5 tRNA genes are annotated in these 555 nt (G+C 52.1%); all 5 read left to right on the top strand.

Annotated features, from left to right (window positions below):
- The first annotated feature begins 79 nt into the window (after positions 1 to 79).
- Positions 80 to 155: transfer RNA gene (locus AC1RNS_RS26470), tRNA-Lys, on the top strand.
- A 23-nt stretch (positions 156 to 178) separates the two neighbouring features.
- Positions 179 to 263: transfer RNA gene (locus tag AC1RNS_RS26475), tRNA-Leu, on the top strand.
- Between the two features lie 38 nt (positions 264 to 301).
- Positions 302 to 376 (top strand) — tRNA-Gly (locus AC1RNS_RS26480).
- A gap of 5 nt (positions 377 to 381) precedes the next feature.
- Positions 382 to 470: transfer RNA gene (locus tag AC1RNS_RS26485), tRNA-Leu, on the top strand.
- Between the two features lie 8 nt (positions 471 to 478).
- Positions 479 to 555 (top strand) — tRNA-Arg (locus AC1RNS_RS26490).

Genomic DNA, 555 nt, shown 5'->3' on the forward strand with positions numbered 1-555 from the left:
CCGGTTTAGCTCAGCAGGTAGAGCAACTGACTTGTAATCAGTAGGTCGTGGGTTCGATTCCTATAGCCGGCACCATTGTGAGCCATTAGCTCAGTTGGTAGAGCATCTGACTTTTAATCAGAGGGTCGAAGGTTCGAGTCCTTCATGGCTCACCATTAAGTATTACCAACAATTATATGCGGGTGTGGCGGAATTGGCAGACGCACTAGACTTAGGATCTAGCGCCGCAAGGCGTGGGGGTTCGACTCCCTTCACCCGCACCATTTTTAGTTAATTGCCAGATAAAAAAACTTATGCACATGCGGAAGTAGTTCAGTGGTAGAACACCACCTTGCCAAGGTGGGGGTCGCGAGTTCGAACCTCGTCTTCCGCTCCAAATGTGCCGGGGTGGCGGAACTGGCAGACGCACAGGACTTAAAATCCTGCGGTAGGTGACTACCGTACCGGTTCGATTCCGGTCCTCGGCACCATTTTTAATGCGCCCGTAGCTCAATTGGATAGAGCGTCTGACTACGGATCAGAAGGTTATGGGTTCGACTCCTGTCGGGCGCGCCA

Source organism: Lysinibacillus sp. GW821-FHT14F06, from assembly GCF_058803665.1.